The 13,160-nt window shown below is 32.2% G+C and carries 17 protein-coding genes; 13 read left to right on the top strand and 4 right to left on the bottom strand.

The features are described from left to right. Nucleotides 1-146: 146 nt before the first annotated feature. The 4 genes from WKH56_RS09320 (at nucleotide 147) to WKH56_RS09305 (ending at nucleotide 3,330) form a co-directional block, all read left to right on the top strand. The gene (locus WKH56_RS09320) at nucleotides 147-590 is read left to right on the top strand and encodes a hypothetical protein (RefSeq protein ID WP_342835418.1); all 444 of its coding nucleotides are present in this window, start codon (nucleotides 147-149) and stop codon (nucleotides 588-590) included. 227 nt (nucleotides 591-817) lie between these two features. After that, the gene (locus WKH56_RS09315; protein ID WP_342835417.1) at nucleotides 818-1,651 is read left to right on the top strand and encodes a hypothetical protein; all 834 of its coding nucleotides are present in this window, start codon (nucleotides 818-820) and stop codon (nucleotides 1,649-1,651) included. Between the two features lie 22 nt (nucleotides 1,652-1,673). Continuing rightward, complete coding sequence (locus WKH56_RS09310; protein ID WP_342835416.1) at nucleotides 1,674-2,501, top strand: TetR family transcriptional regulator; 828 nt, start codon at nucleotides 1,674-1,676, stop codon at nucleotides 2,499-2,501. A gap of 319 nt (nucleotides 2,502-2,820) precedes the next feature. Beyond that, nucleotides 2,821-3,330 (top strand): DUF2179 domain-containing protein, encoded by a 510-nt coding sequence (locus WKH56_RS09305; protein WP_342835415.1) that lies wholly within the window; start codon nucleotides 2,821-2,823, stop codon nucleotides 3,328-3,330. A gap of 89 nt (nucleotides 3,331-3,419) precedes the next feature. Here WKH56_RS09305 and WKH56_RS09300 read toward each other — a convergent pair whose 3' ends face one another. The 3 genes from WKH56_RS09300 to WKH56_RS09290 all read right to left on the bottom strand — a co-directional run bounded on the left by WKH56_RS09300 (nucleotide 3,420) and on the right by WKH56_RS09290 (nucleotide 5,588). Then, nucleotides 3,420-3,917, bottom strand: coding sequence for a hypothetical protein (locus tag WKH56_RS09300; protein WP_342835414.1), 498 nt, complete (start codon nucleotides 3,915-3,917; stop codon nucleotides 3,420-3,422). Nucleotides 3,918-4,103: 186 nt separating this feature from the next. Continuing rightward, on the bottom strand, nucleotides 4,104-4,526 hold the full coding sequence (locus WKH56_RS09295; protein ID WP_342835413.1) for a hypothetical protein: 423 nt from the start codon (nucleotides 4,524-4,526) through the stop codon (nucleotides 4,104-4,106). Nucleotides 4,527-4,643: 117 nt separating this feature from the next. Further along, nucleotides 4,644-5,588 carry an AEC family transporter gene (locus WKH56_RS09290; protein WP_342835412.1) on the bottom strand — a complete coding sequence of 315 codons (945 nt, stop codon included), beginning with the start codon at nucleotides 5,586-5,588 and terminating at the stop codon, nucleotides 4,644-4,646. A 227-nt stretch (nucleotides 5,589-5,815) separates the two neighbouring features. On the opposite strand from WKH56_RS09290, the gene WKH56_RS09285 reads away from it, so the two are divergent. The 4 genes from WKH56_RS09285 (at nucleotide 5,816) to WKH56_RS09270 (ending at nucleotide 8,022) form a co-directional block, all read left to right on the top strand. Beyond that, nucleotides 5,816-6,655, top strand: coding sequence for a hypothetical protein (locus WKH56_RS09285; RefSeq protein ID WP_342835411.1), 840 nt, complete (start codon nucleotides 5,816-5,818; stop codon nucleotides 6,653-6,655). A gap of 191 nt (nucleotides 6,656-6,846) precedes the next feature. Beyond that, nucleotides 6,847-7,041, top strand: a complete 195-nt coding sequence (locus tag WKH56_RS09280) for a DUF4083 family protein (protein WP_342835410.1) — start codon at nucleotides 6,847-6,849, stop codon at nucleotides 7,039-7,041. Between the two features lie 70 nt (nucleotides 7,042-7,111). Next, the gene (locus WKH56_RS09275) at nucleotides 7,112-7,573 is read left to right on the top strand and encodes a DUF2691 family protein (protein WP_342835409.1); all 462 of its coding nucleotides are present in this window, start codon (nucleotides 7,112-7,114) and stop codon (nucleotides 7,571-7,573) included. Nucleotides 7,574-7,611: 38 nt separating this feature from the next. Beyond that, complete coding sequence (locus WKH56_RS09270) at nucleotides 7,612-8,022, top strand: hypothetical protein (protein ID WP_342835408.1); 411 nt, start codon at nucleotides 7,612-7,614, stop codon at nucleotides 8,020-8,022. A gap of 32 nt (nucleotides 8,023-8,054) precedes the next feature. On the opposite strand, the gene WKH56_RS09265 is transcribed toward WKH56_RS09270, so the two are convergent. Beyond that, the gene (locus WKH56_RS09265) at nucleotides 8,055-8,462 is read right to left on the bottom strand and encodes a hypothetical protein (protein WP_342835407.1); all 408 of its coding nucleotides are present in this window, start codon (nucleotides 8,460-8,462) and stop codon (nucleotides 8,055-8,057) included. Between the two features lie 226 nt (nucleotides 8,463-8,688). Here WKH56_RS09265 and WKH56_RS09260 point away from each other — a divergent pair, with 226 nt between their 5' ends. The 5 genes from WKH56_RS09260 to WKH56_RS09240 all read left to right on the top strand — a co-directional run bounded on the left by WKH56_RS09260 (nucleotide 8,689) and on the right by WKH56_RS09240 (nucleotide 13,049). After that, entirely contained in the window at nucleotides 8,689-9,138 is a 450-nt protein-coding gene (locus WKH56_RS09260) for a hypothetical protein (RefSeq protein WP_342835406.1), read from the top strand. 362 nt (nucleotides 9,139-9,500) lie between these two features. Beyond that, on the top strand, nucleotides 9,501-10,379 hold the full coding sequence (locus tag WKH56_RS09255) for a hypothetical protein (RefSeq protein WP_342835405.1): 879 nt from the start codon (nucleotides 9,501-9,503) through the stop codon (nucleotides 10,377-10,379). A 140-nt stretch (nucleotides 10,380-10,519) separates the two neighbouring features. Further along, nucleotides 10,520-11,083, top strand: a complete 564-nt coding sequence (locus tag WKH56_RS09250; RefSeq protein WP_342835404.1) for a hypothetical protein — start codon at nucleotides 10,520-10,522, stop codon at nucleotides 11,081-11,083. Nucleotides 11,084-11,566: 483 nt separating this feature from the next. Next, nucleotides 11,567-12,010, top strand: a complete 444-nt coding sequence (locus tag WKH56_RS09245) for a hypothetical protein (RefSeq protein WP_342835403.1) — start codon at nucleotides 11,567-11,569, stop codon at nucleotides 12,008-12,010. A gap of 160 nt (nucleotides 12,011-12,170) precedes the next feature. Then, nucleotides 12,171-13,049, top strand: a complete 879-nt coding sequence (locus WKH56_RS09240) for a hypothetical protein (protein ID WP_342835402.1) — start codon at nucleotides 12,171-12,173, stop codon at nucleotides 13,047-13,049. The last annotated feature ends 111 nt before the right edge of the window (nucleotides 13,050-13,160 follow it).

Here is a 13,160-nt window from a genome sequence, read left to right as displayed (position 1 = left end):
CACTTTCTATCCTACCACACTGATATATACAATTGTAGAATATATTTACTGTATAAAAGAATTATGGTAATTGTTCAATTCAATATGTAAGATGGAATGTAAGAGATAGGAATGACCAGCAATTTGTATACATTGGAGGAGATAAAGTGGAACAAAAAGTAATTACTGTAAACGGATTTAAGGGTCAATCATACGGTTACAAAGGAAATGAAGTAATTATTGCACTTCATTATTACGGAAGCCCAGTTCTATTTCCTATTAAGCATCCTGAGAATACAAAGACATATGGACCTTACCACCTTAATTACGAACATATAAAAAGACTTAGAGATCAATATCCCGATTACATTCCAGCAAGAGATGATCTATATTATGAAGGGAGCGTTACGGATTGGGGATACGATGTAGAAGAAGGGCTTTGTGACTTAATGTTAGAGGGAAAGCTAGTCTTAGAGAGAGAAAAAAACGGTCAACAATACGAGCTAACCTTTAAGTGGGATGGAGAGCGGTGGGATGCTGAGGAAGGCAGAAAAAAGAAACGTAAATCCCCCAAGAGAACCAAACCTTATTTAAAAGAAAAAATTATTTAGAGTAAAAAAGAAAGCCAAAGGAATTTAATCCTTTGGCTTTCTTTTCGCGTTGTTTTTAACTTAACTGAATAAATGTTAAGGGGTTAATAAATTAACTACTTAACAAAAGAGAGTTACTATGTTTTAATCTATCAAAGCACTAAAGAATAGTCAACGCTTTTTGCTAGTTGTCACCTAAACATTTCCTGTATAATTCTGTTTATCTATTTAATAAAAGGGGCGCTAAAATGAAAGTTACAAAAAATGAACTGTACACAATACCTGACATATATGAGAAAGCAAAAGTTATAGACGCTGATTACCACGATGAATACGGATTATTGGTTGTTCTTAAGTTTGAAAAGAGCTACGGCATTCTTTTTAATGAGCAATTAATTTATCCAAGGTTAAAACTGGATTATCCGCTCATTCGTTGGATTAATAACCAACAATTCATCTTGGTTAATCCAATTAACGACTCGTCAGAACACAATGCTTTTATAGTAAATAGCGAAGGTGAAATGTTGTCTTCTTTTGAGTGCGGTGATTGTGTACAAGAGATCTTTCCTACGGATAAAGGAATATGGGTTAGTTACTCTGAAGAAGGGATATACGGGCAAGGCATTTCTACAGAAGGACTTGTCTTTTTTGACTATAGCGGAAAACCACGTTTTAAATTCAATAAAGAGTTAGGATACCTGAGTGACAACGAAGATGAAGACGACTTCATTATTGAGGATTGCTATGCAATGTGCGGAGCGGCTGAGGGAGGAGTATGGTTATTACCTTACTCTAACTTTAATTTAATACAGTTAGATAAAGATAAGAAGATTTCTAAAAAAATAAAAATCCCAGAGAAGCTACACGGAACTAATGCAATCAGCTTTGACGGAACTATCACTTTCTTTCATAGTCCATATCGGACAAGTACTGATTTATACGCTTGGGACCAACGTAAAAAAGGTGCTCCACGCAAAATTGGTGATATTAAAAGTGAACGCCTCCGTGGACTACCAGAAAGCCAGAATAATCATTTTATAGGCTTTAATAATTCAACGGTTGCTGTGTTTAAAGTATCTTAATGATGTAAAAAGGGGTGTCTATATGGTAAATGTTATTGAAACTAACTTATATTCTATACCTGCAGAACAAAAGAAAAGCGTAATTGTAGATGCGGATTGGAACGACAGATATGGCCATCTTGTTGTTCTCAAAACAGGAACTAAATATCAGATAGTAATTAATAACTGCGCAATAGACTCTCCCTTTAAAATCACCACTCCCTTAATCCGTTGGGTTAACGAACAAGAATTTCTCATCGTAAATTCCCGAACTCGTTCAAAAAGCCATAACTTATATATTCTAAGTAAAGATGGAGAGGCTAAGAGTTCTTTTTATTGCGGAGATGCTGTTGAAGATGTGTCTCCTAATAAAGAGGGGATCTGGATAAGTTACTTTGATGAGGGTGTATTTGGGAAAGGAATTTCTACAGAGGGCTTAGTGCTATTTAGTTACGGCGGCCAACCCATATTTAGATTTCATTCAGACCTAGATAGAGAGCTTGTTATTGGCGATTGTTATGCCATTTGTAAATCCAAAGCAAATGCATTATGGTTATGTGCCTTTCCTGACTTTGATATAGTTGAATTGGATAAGAATAAGAAAGTTTCTGGTCTTTATACTATACCGAGTGGAATGGAAGGATCCAAAGCCATAAACATAAGAAATCGTGTTGCTTATTTCTATAGCCCTCACAATAACCGCTATGAATTATATAGGTGTGAACTAGGGAACGGAAATGCTGTTAAAGTAGGTTTCTTAGAAGTTCATACAGTTCGTGGTTTGGGCCCCAGGGAGCACAATAATTTTGTTTCCATTTCGGACAGCTCCTTAAAAGGTATAAGAATAGAAGAAGAGAGTGCTTACAACTAATCTTGAAACTTTATTGTTTAAATAGGTATTTATTTTTGGATATCTGTACATACTATACTTAGCAAGTAATATGTCTTATAACACCGAGCCGCTGTTTATACATTAACTGTATAGGTAGCGGTTTTTCTATGCAAAATAATAAAACCATAATATTATTATGTAAACAAAATACGTGCAATCAAAAGCAATTAAAAAGTTTATTGCGCAAAAACGGGGGAATTAAAAAGAATATTATAACATTTATATTTCCAGAGGAATATCTAGTCTTATTTGTTAATTAATCTATGCTATATTAAATTCTAATTAGAAGGTGCTACGTATGAAAGATATTTTGTTAATCCTTGTGTTGCAGCTGTTATATGTTCCTATCTATACACTGCGTACCATATTCCTTGTAAAAAACGTGACGGCGCTGGCGGCCATCCTTGGTGTGGCTGAGATGTTAATATACGTATTTGGTTTATCTATTGTATTTAGCGGCGAGCAAAGTCTCGTTCAAATGGTTGTCTATGCAGTAGGATTTGGAATAGGAATTATTCTAGGTACAATGCTAGAAAACAAACTTGCTATTGGATATATAAATGTAACTGTAAATACGCAACAAAAAAATACAGAGCTTATCAATATGTTAAGAAATAATGGATTTGGAGTTACTGTTTATACAGGAGAGGGAAGAGATAGTAATCGATTTAGAATGGAAGTTCTAACAAAAAGAAACCGTGAAAATGAATTGATTGCTACGGTAGAACATTACGAACCAAAAGCATTTATTATCTCTTATGAACCTAGAAGATTTAAAGGTGGATTCTTACTGAATAGAGTGAAATAAGCAGCGGGCATCTATATTTAATGTAAAAAGACCTGAATTGTAATTATTCAGGTCTTTTTTTGTATTTATTTTGTTAAGTAATATAAGATTTAACGGCTTTGTAACAAGTGATACGCTTGCTTAATTTTATCTAAAGCAGCTAATCGATCTTGTTGTAACTTAAATTGTAGTTTTGCTAACTCCGCTTTTTGTTTATCTAGCTCATTTTCATATCCCTTGTACCATTGGTTTTCTAGGTTGTAAATTTCTTGATCACCTTTTCCACCAGATAGATGAGTATTACAAAACTCGATATCTAAATAAGGAGATGACAGTATTTTGTTTCTGCAAGCTTTCTCTCCATATTCAAACGGTGTTAATACCTTGCTTTTATATAATTCCATACGTGCATTTAATGTCTTAACTTTATTTGACTCATCCATATATCCTTGCGTCCATTCTGCATCCAACATAACGAATTGAAACTCATTTTTTCCGTTTAAATAGTTATCGAAGAAATTTTGATCAAGATGAGATACAAGCGGTTTCATTTCTCTAAAAGCTCTCTGACCATATTGGTAAGGTGTTAACATTTTATTCTTGTTCATAATTAGTAGCTCCTTTTAAATACGATTTTATATATTTTAGTCAATATAAATAGAAAAGGAGAAATAAATGGAATTAATTAAATGTAAAAAAGACCTGTAATTCACTACTCAGGTCTCTTTTGATCTTTATCGTTGATTACTCTTAATATTACAACTCATTTTAAACAGACAAATTTAAATATTTTACTAAAACATACTTCCAGATCTCAAAACTTTAGCAATAAACCCATCCATATAACCATCGATCCATTGCGCTTCTAAAGATTCAACCGTTTCCTTATCTTTGCCACTCAAATAGTTATCAAAGAACTCTTTATCCAAATTGGAAGAGGGGATTTTTTTTCCTCTGCCCGACTTCTCTCCATATTCGTATGGTGTCATTAGTTTATTCTTAGCTTTGTTGGAATCTTCCATAGTTCTTCCTATCCTAGCTGATTCATCTTGAAAACCTTTGCACCACTCTGCGTCTGAGACTCTCATTTCCTCCAAGTTTTTACCGTCTATATGGTTCTTTTCAAACTGTTTATCCATAAACGAAAGAAATGCTTTATTCTCTCTACAAGCTTTTTCTCCATACTGATAAGGTGTTAACACTTCTTTTTTGCTCATTTATACTAGCTCCTTCTATTAACATTTATTTAATTCTAGTTGAAAGACAAAAAAATGGAGAAATAAATGAATTTAATTCACCTATTCTCCATCCTAAGTAATCTATTTAGAACAACGTTACATTAAAAGACTAATAATAATTGGTACCGTTATTAAAGAAGAAATTGTGCTAAGTACAAACGCTGAAGAAGTTTCGCTTTCAAGTTCTTTAAACTCGGAAGCTACCATAGCCGCTACCGAAGAACAAGGGAAGCAAACAATTAAAACAGCTTTTACTATATCATCAGAAGATAAGTTAAACAATTGAGCTACAAAGAACGCAAATAAAGGTAGTGCAATCATTTTTAAACCAGCTAGTCCTATTGCTTTACCGCTTAAATTAATTTTTCTAATACCTACTGTCGCACCAATAGCGAATAAAGCAACACCAGAAGTTGTTTCACCAACCATTTCTAACATTTTGTGGAATAGAGGGTACGTAGGGGAGTTTAACATTGTTAATGCCAATGCTAATAAAGGTACCCAAGCTAGCGGAGAAGATAATCCTTTTAATAAAGATGAGAAAAACACTTTAATCAAGCTTCTATCTTTATCTTGATTTTGTCCTATAGTGGCAAAGATTGAAGCTAATGGAATAAGCATAGCGTTAACTACAACCCCAGTAATAGCAATAGGAATAGTAGCGGCGTCTGTTCCGAATATACCACCTAAAACCGGAATACCAACAAATGCGAATGAAGGTTGAGTAGAGTTTAATCCGTAAATTGAAGCTCTTGTTAGAGGAGTTTTAAATACAAACTTACTAACCAACATAACAACTATGTAGAATCCTAATAATCCGCTTACAATAGTTAAGAAGAAAGGCATATTCTCAATAACTTTAGATCTAGATGTAGACATAATTCCTACAAATAAGAAAGCCGGTAATGCAAATTTCGTTACGAATGTAGTTAAGCCTTTGGCATTTTCTGCGCTAATCTTCTTGAACCTACCCGCCATATAACCTAAAAAGATTACAAAGAAAACAGGAGCAAGAATAACTAAAATTTGTTGCACATTCATTTAAAACATCTCCTAAAATAAAATATGGAGTTCAACCTATTAATAGTATTACCGCACTTCTAAAGCTAATGGATAAAGTATTAACAGCGGAACTAAAAAATAATGCTACTCAATTTAATTATCTTTTCAAGCATTGCTACCTCTTATTTTGTTTTTCTTTTTATAAAAAGTAGAAAAAAACAGACTACAATGTGACCATAAAAAACAAATAAGGAGAGGTAATTCTAATGAGCACCTTAGCTTTTAAAGAAGATACACAGCTTTTATTTAATTTTGAAGATAAAGAAGTATTTGGTCCTTGGATACAAACGCATAATTGTGATGAGGCCGGAAGGAAGCTTGCTGATCGTCACTATTCAAGACAAACAATAGGCGCAGCAAGATTCACAAGACCAGGAAAGAATTTAGTTCTTAGAACCGCTGAAGGAGATGCTGTATGGGCAACTTGGTACGGAAAGTTCAGGAGAGATGGTCTGGATGCTTGCGAATGCACTATCTTTCGCAATGAGTCCTTACATTTATCAAGCTACCTAATTTCTTATGCCTGTCTTGCAAGCTTTCTACACGTAGGAGTAGATAACCTTAAAGATGGTATTATCACCTATGTAGACGACAGCAAAGTAAATTCCGTTAATCCTGGGTTTAGCTTTAGAGCAGTGGGTTTTAAATATATAGGGCGCACCAAAAAGAATAACCTAATGATTTTTCAGTTAAAAAGGAAAGCTTTAGAAAAGTATTTTTCAACAATTGACTTAAATGAAGAGTATAAACATTATTTTGATCAGTCTATTTGTCTAGCGGCCGCTGCAGTAGAATTAGGAGAAATAGAGGAAGCTATAGATATCTTTACTATGGCAATGGCTTTTGAAGGCTCGTTAATAGAACTATACAGATATGCTAAGAGCAAACTAAAGATAAACGTAGCAGAAAAACAAGATTTTAAATTCGTTCCTAGTTTAGAGGATTTTTTAGAGCAAGTGTACGGTGGATGGTGCCCGGCAGAGGAACTTGAGCGTTGGGAGAATGCAATTGAAACTTACAAGGATATAATTCCCTTGGTAATTTAAAGTTAATATAAGTCAAAGTATAAATAAGAAAAGAACAGAGCAGGAATATGCTTTGTTCTTTTTACGTTATTAAACCTATATGGAATTTAAAGGATATTCAATTATCTTTCTAGAATATAATTCTTTATTGCTGAACTAAATGGTTGTATAAATGAATAGTTGTATTAAATATAGAAAGCGGAGGAGTTAAAATGGATCTATATAATGCACTCTCAATAGTACTTATATGCGTAGTTTTTATCCTTATCATTCTGTTTGTTTTTTCCTTTTTCGTATTTGTAAGGAGGATGATTAACAATACCTCTACAAGAAACGTAAATTCAGCAAAACTCGAGGAGAAATTGGATAGAATTATTGAACTTCTTGAAAAGGACAAAAGTATGTAATTAAGGCATAATAAGGATAGCTTATTTTTAAGATTCACTTAGCTAAAGTACTGAGAGGAAAGAATTAAGGATGAAACGTGGAATCACATTTGAAATCCCAAATACTTATGGAAACTATTTATCGGACATATTAGAACCATTAAGCGCACTTGAACTATTTTGGTCAATAGAGGAACAAGAAATATATACTGTACAAGGTGATAGATTAAGCGATACACTTCTGTTTCCAAACAATACAACTATAGAAAACAAGCCCTTTTGGGAGAGGTTAGAAGGAAACGAATATTACATTATATTTAGTGACTTGAAAGCTTATTCTACACCCACTATTGACGTAGCAAGCACGTATGCAGACTTCTTACAGAGTAATTGCCAATTGGTTTTACTAATAGCTGATTGTACTGTTGTAACAATCTACTGTAAAAATCCTCACTTATTAGAGGTTCTATATAATCAAGCGATTGCTAAAGGCTTTAAAAATATAGAGTATATAACAAATGAAAACGATGCCAGAACTCACTTAAGTAATTAACAATATTACATTATACATAAAGGGTGCGAGAGGTTCATATGAGAATTACATACTATAGGGGACTAAATGAAAACGAAACTTATTTAGCTTCCAAAAAGGTCATCAAAGATTATTTTAAAGATGTCGAAGGAATGTCGATAGTGTTCGGTTTAAGCAGGGAATATGACACAGACAGCAGGTGTTCAACGAAACTTACACTTACAAAACCAGTTCTTATTTCAATAAGCTATGATCGAGAAAAAGAGTTTCTCTTATCTCTGTACCACATTTCAAAAAGTAAGTTAACCATAGAAGCGGCAGCTCAATTCTCTAATACTGTAATACCTAACATTAAAGAATGGATTAATAATCAAAGGGATAAACCTAGTACCGCTTTATTGGGTGTTGAAGAATTAATTTTTTCTTGGAATGGTAGCACGTACAGTAAGCAAGAATTAAAGTATTTATAAAAAACTAAGCACCAAACACAACCGTTATATGTTCAGTTTTTATGATAAAGCATAGAGTTTTCTATGATTTCGTAGAGGATATGAAAGGGTTTGTCTGACATACTGTATTTAATTATAGAGAAGTGATGGTTTCTTTCTTCCATATCGTCTATTTCTAGCAAGTGCAAAATCTCATTCATTTGCGTCTGATAAAGCGTTTCTTGCTCTTTAATATCATTACTAATAAATTCGTCTTCTTCTTTTGAGTAATTTATAAAGTTATATGGATCCAAAAATTGCAAAGCAATAGAGCAGTGTCTTATTCTAAGGATTATGGCATCTAAAGTAGATACACTGAGCGATTCAATTCTTTCCATAACTTCTGTATGGTGTTTAAATTTGCTCTGACCACTTAAAAAGTCAGTAGAAAATTTATCTTTTATTTTCTTGTTTTCAGCCATCTAGAACTCTCCTATAATTATTTTAATACTAAACATAGTATACATATAAAGGAAGAGTATATAAAGACACAATGTGCAGAGCTTTTCTCACAGAGTTAAACCAGTACCTTGATAATAGATTTAACTCAGTTTAAGAAAAAGCAATTACATTACATATTATTACCGAACAAAGCTAGTGTTATCACTATTGTGTAAACACTAGCTTTGTTTTAGAAAGGAACTAGTAATGAATCAATATATAATGATTTCATCTCCAAAAGAGTTACCTAAAAATAATTTCGGCTCAAATTCAACTTTGCCGGCACAGGCTACAGAACTTGATTTTACTCACTTATACTTTGAACATAACCCCAAAAGTAAAGCAACAAAGAAGTTTTCTTATAGTAAGTGCTTAACAAATGAATTTGAAGCAATAGCTTATGCAAACAAAATACCGTTAAAAGGAAAAGAAACACGTAATGAAGATGAAAAGAAATGTGTGGAAATTCTATTCAATTATTTAAAAGAAGCTGTATCTAAGCTATCTAAAAGCCAACAAATTGAAATGTTTACGTGCGGTGATGGGGAAGAAGACAAATGCTCTTCTAACCCCCCTATAACAATAAAGTTGGGTGAAATAAATGATCCATATAAACTTCTATTGGATAATTTAGAGATTATTAAAATCCAACCATAAGTCATTAATATGTAGAAATATATTTTAGAAAAAGAACCTGACTCAGGTTCTTTTTTCTTTGTTTAAGAACTTATACAAAGAGCTACGCAGAATAAAATTAATAAATTAAATTTATTAGTATTTCTATGAACTTAATACTTTTTTTCTTCTGTAGAACGGTTTTTTTATCATAAAACATAGGTTTCTGGTTAATTTATCAATATTTCTTAAAAATACTCGTAACAATTTTTATATATCACTATTGGTGAATGATTAAGAAAATATGCTTCTAAATAAAGCACTTCTTACTTTTCTTATTATTTCTACCTAAAAAAAAATTACGATGTAAACTAAGCAAAATAAAGTTTTAAGGAGTGTCACATATGAACCAAGTAGCAGAGAAAAAGGGAATTAACAATTTAGATTTAGGTAATGTATTTAAATATGAGGAGCTTGTATATGTATCCTATACGTTTAAAGATAAACCAGATATGCAATTTACCTATTATTTAAATAAGAACACTGGAAACGGAGTTAATTTTTATTCGCAAAGTCATACACAATGGCATTGGAGCCCTGTGGATCATCTTTATTATCAAGAACTTAAGACACATCTTGTTAACGCAACAGAATTTAAAGAAGCAGTTAATACAGGCGATATGTGCATCCAAAAAATGTTCAATGATGTTCGTGAACATTTGGGTTATGTATTTTGTATAGAGCAAGCAGAAAAAGTATTAAAACACATTGGCTGCTCTCATTTAAATTTTATGCACAACAATGCAGGTAACGTTTATTTCCAGGCGACAATGAATAGCGTAAGAAAGCACATCTGTGTCTCAATGGGTAATAAAGAAGTAACAATTTACGAATCTAAATTGAATGCTAATGTACCTACAGAAACATCATCGTACACATATGAACCGAAGAAATTTATTTTTGATGCAGATAACTATAGCCAAGTCCTTCTTGAGTTATATAAATTTGGATTTGAATTAATTTTTATAAACGTATTAAAAGAAACTTGTGTAGAAATTGTAGATGCCAAAACGCGTTCATTTAGAGAAGAAATGGTCAAAATTGTTGAACAAAAAGCAGCTAACTTTAATGAACTTGTTTCCCTTGGTATAAGTGAATTTAATAATTTAGTTGAAACAAGCGGCTACGAGTTTTTGGAAGAAGAAACACTTGAGTTTAAGGATAAAAATAAAGTTATTTATTCTTTCTCAACATTGCTTAAACTTTCAAACGATAAAGCATAAACCTAAAAAGTCTCTTTTCCTATTTAGGAAGAGGCTTTTTTTCTTTGTTGATAGTTCAACCTCTCTATTTTAAAAATTTTTATAATGATGGACTTTTCACGTTTATAATCTGAATGAATTTGTATTAGGAGTGAAAGAAAATGAAGGATAACAGAGAAGTAATTAACGTATTTACCACAGGGGAAGTGCAAAGGTTTAATAACATTCTATTTATGAGGTATAAGCTTAATGAACTACATTCTGAAACCTACACGCTTTTTGTAGATGCAAAGGATGGAACCTATTTAAATGTTTGGACGCCTAGCAATAATGTTTGGAAACTTGAGTATAAAACAGATTTTGAAGTTTCTCATATTAAAGACTTGCTATTAAAAAAAGCGGACGAGTGGTTTGCTGTTCGGGATCATAGTACTAACGAAAAATTTCTTCGAAACATTAAGGAAGTAATTAGAGTAATGCAAAATAACAAAGAGAAGGAATCTATAAAAACTCTTCTAGAAACAAATGGCTTTAGTAATCTAGAACATATTCGCACGGATGAGGTAAACAAAGTGTACTTGTTTAAAGGTTCAAAAAGCGGAAAGAGTGTTGCACACTTTACTATTGCAGCAGAACCAAACAAATTATCTGTGTATTATACTACAGATGCTTTAAAAGATAATGAAAGCAACAACAGCAAAGAATGTTTAACTTTAAGTAGATAAAAAAAAGACTGCATATATTTATATGCAGTCTTTTAATTTCACATTAAATACTATTGTTTCATATTTCAAATGAAATACTATGAATAAAAACTAAATAAAACGTAACGAGATGAATGATACATAATATTTATGAAAAAATACGCTAACTTATTAGTTTTTATGCAAATGTAGTAAGTTTTCATAAACTTAACTAACTACAGTAAAATATAACCACCTGTCGTTACCTTTTTTGTATAAACAGATTGAGGAGTTCAAGGAAGTTGTATGGTCCTTCTACATTCCTAATAAGTATGAAAGGAACTTTGTAGTCCAGAAAATAGAAACCTATGGATACAAAATTATTAACTCTGCTTCTAGAGATCATATTTATGTGGAAATTAATCGCGATGAAGGAAGGGCATAAGATAAAAATCCATATATTTAGTGACAAAACTGAAGACCCGTGTATGATAAGGAAAATTATATATAACGGAGGGTTATCCTATGATAATAGGTTCAGTAAAAGAAATAGCAGAAGAATATGCAAGTGGTCTTGACCTTAAAAAACTAAAGGAGGCTGCACGAATTTTATATAAAGTAGCAGACCGTAGTTTTATAGGGTTAGGTACGTATGAACAAGTTATTAAGGTTAAGGAATTTATGAAATTCACAATAGAATTAGGCGAGAAGTCTGAAATTATGCGTGCAATAGAGTATAAGTTGCTTAAGAACTCAACTCAATATGGCATTGCCACACAAAGGATAGCAGAGGTGCTTGTAGAGGAATATGAAAAACGCTTTACGGATTTTTTAAACACCAATATTAACCTTAAAGGAGATTTTTTTGTAGATTCTGAACACAATGCGACTACAGAAGAGTTAACTTATAGTATTTGTTATAAAGATGTAATTGTCAAAAATATGATTTTTATGTCTCAAAAGAAATAAAACTGTAAAAGTCACTACTTTCTAATAGGTAGTGACTTTTTAAAAGTAAGAAATAATATAATTACAAATTTTGATTAAACACCCTAATCCTTTATTGGGAGGTGTATAATCAAAAGGTTAGTTTTTTTAATTAGCGAAAAACATAAAAGGAGAGAAAGTAATGGAATATTTAGCGGTCATTCTGATATTGCTTGGGGGACTTGCAATACTTGTAGGTCTTGTTACATTAGCAATTCCAAAAACCAGAAAAAAAGGAAGGGTAATTACGGCGTCAGCTATAGTAGTTACGCTCATTGGAGCTGTTATGATAAATTTTGCCGATTCTTCTGATAGTGATGATAAAGCTAGTGAGGAAGTTTCTGCAGATACTGAAGAACCAGAAGAAACAGAAGAAGAACAAGCGAACATTACAAAAGAGCAATACGAAAATGTGCAAATGGGTGCTACACAAGATCAAATTAAAAAAGACCTTGGAGAAGTAACTGAGGATAATGTTGTTCAAAGTAAGGGCCGAACTATGTGGTCTTACTCAGACGATAATTTTGGTTTGGCTTACATATATTTTTCAAACAAAGATAAAAAAGTTGTTTTAAAAAGTGAATTAGGCTTACTAAGCGAAGACAGTAACACTGAGACTTCAAAAGATGGTACGGTGGACTTAAATGATTGGAAAGTTCAAGTGAAAGATATTGCCGGTTCTGACAAATCAGAAACTGAGAAGTTTGACGAAGTGAGTAAGTTGGCTATGGAATATAGTTTAACTGATCAAGAGTTAAAAGAATTTGAAGACTCTATTGTTAATGAATATAAAACAAATAATTATTTGAAAGATATTCATAACGACGAGTATATGTTAACAAACATTTTCAAATCAACAGCAATCGATGAACATTATAGTTCAAGTACACCTATTAAAGAATTTGCATTTGATTTCTTACAAAATACAAAGTACACGTATCGTGGTGCGGAAGTTGTAGGTAGTCAGTTTGTGTTAGCTAATGAAGATCAAATGAATGATTCATTAGCCTTAATGAAATGATTTAAAGTATAAATTGCGCCACTCCTTAATTATAAAGGGGTGGTTTTTTTGTGTTCTCTAACCATATTCTTCATTTTTTATGGTATTATCATAATGCTTACAAAAAGGTGA

This window comes from Priestia sp. SB1 (assembly GCF_038898415.1).
The sequence above is the reverse complement of the archived record's forward strand: the minus strand, read 5'-3'. Positions and strand labels throughout refer to the sequence as shown.

Excerpts from the sequence above, each read along its gene's own strand:
- WKH56_RS09265 (WP_342835407.1), bottom strand. The coding sequence starts at position 8,462 with ATGGCTGAAAACAAGAAAATAAAAGATAAATTTTCTACTGACTTTTTA.
- WKH56_RS09315 (WP_342835417.1), top strand. The coding sequence starts at position 818 with ATGAAAGTTACAAAAAATGAACTGTACACAATACCTGACATATATGAG.
- WKH56_RS09280 (WP_342835410.1), top strand. The coding sequence starts at position 6,847 with ATGGATCTATATAATGCACTCTCAATAGTACTTATATGCGTAGTTTTT.
- WKH56_RS09285 (WP_342835411.1), top strand. The coding sequence starts at position 5,816 with ATGAGCACCTTAGCTTTTAAAGAAGATACACAGCTTTTATTTAATTTT.
- WKH56_RS09290 (WP_342835412.1), bottom strand. The coding sequence starts at position 5,588 with ATGAATGTGCAACAAATTTTAGTTATTCTTGCTCCTGTTTTCTTTGTA.
- WKH56_RS09300 (WP_342835414.1), bottom strand. The coding sequence starts at position 3,917 with ATGAACAAGAATAAAATGTTAACACCTTACCAATATGGTCAGAGAGCT.
- WKH56_RS09250 (WP_342835404.1), top strand. The coding sequence starts at position 10,520 with ATGAAGGATAACAGAGAAGTAATTAACGTATTTACCACAGGGGAAGTG.
- WKH56_RS09255 (WP_342835405.1), top strand. The coding sequence starts at position 9,501 with ATGAACCAAGTAGCAGAGAAAAAGGGAATTAACAATTTAGATTTAGGT.
- WKH56_RS09270 (WP_342835408.1), top strand. The coding sequence starts at position 7,612 with ATGAGAATTACATACTATAGGGGACTAAATGAAAACGAAACTTATTTA.
- WKH56_RS09305 (WP_342835415.1), top strand. The coding sequence starts at position 2,821 with ATGAAAGATATTTTGTTAATCCTTGTGTTGCAGCTGTTATATGTTCCT.
- WKH56_RS09240 (WP_342835402.1), top strand. The coding sequence starts at position 12,171 with ATGGAATATTTAGCGGTCATTCTGATATTGCTTGGGGGACTTGCAATA.
- WKH56_RS09260 (WP_342835406.1), top strand. The coding sequence starts at position 8,689 with ATGAATCAATATATAATGATTTCATCTCCAAAAGAGTTACCTAAAAAT.
- WKH56_RS09245 (WP_342835403.1), top strand. The coding sequence starts at position 11,567 with ATGATAATAGGTTCAGTAAAAGAAATAGCAGAAGAATATGCAAGTGGT.
- WKH56_RS09275 (WP_342835409.1), top strand. The coding sequence starts at position 7,112 with ATGAAACGTGGAATCACATTTGAAATCCCAAATACTTATGGAAACTAT.
- WKH56_RS09310 (WP_342835416.1), top strand. The coding sequence starts at position 1,674 with ATGGTAAATGTTATTGAAACTAACTTATATTCTATACCTGCAGAACAA.
- WKH56_RS09295 (WP_342835413.1), bottom strand. The coding sequence starts at position 4,526 with ATGAGCAAAAAAGAAGTGTTAACACCTTATCAGTATGGAGAAAAAGCT.